A 634-nucleotide genomic window follows, 5' to 3' on the forward strand; every position below is an offset into this window, starting at 1 on the left:
GGTTTAAGATCATCGGACGTGGCACATAAGCCGTCCGCTTTGAAGTCTTTCGTAACGCGCCAACCATTGGTATACGGCAAACGAGCAAACTCATTCGCTTTATAGTTTGGGTAGCTCGTAATGTTCGGCAAATATTTTTCTAGTACTGACAAGTTTTCTGCAAACATCGAGGCATCGTAGGCAGGATCTTGATAAGAGTTGATCTGGTGATCACCCGTTGCATTACATTCTGCCGCACTGTTTGGGCCAAATTCTTCAACACAGTTGTGAACCATATGGTCATAACTGTGGTTTGCGACGATGTGGCCGCTATCCAACGCCAGTTTTAGTGCCTCTAACGCTCTGTCTTCGTTTTCATCACCAATACCATCTAGATGCCACGCATTAAAGTAAAACGTCGCTTTTACTTCTTCTTGATTTAGCACATTAATGACGTCAATTGAGGCGTTGATTGGGCCATCATCAAACGTCAGATAAATGGTTCCTTTGGTGTCAGTTTGGGCAAATGCATATTGAGATAGAGCGGCACTTACAAGCGTTGCAATAGCCAGTTTATTTAATTTCATTTTCGATTCCTTTTCGAAATTAATAATGACGTTGTCAGTAGTAATATATTGATAGTTGTAAATGTAAA

The 634-nt window shown here is 41.3% G+C and carries 1 protein-coding gene; it reads right to left on the reverse strand.

Annotation, left to right across the window (positions count from 1 at the left end; all coding sequences use genetic code 11):
- A partial coding sequence (locus tag R7040_RS27505) for a polysaccharide deacetylase family protein (protein WP_318097749.1) occupies window positions 1-566 on the reverse strand: 566 nt, incomplete at its 3' end.
- Window positions 567-634: the final 68 nt, after the last annotated feature.

The organism is Vibrio sp. 1069, assembly GCF_033340555.1.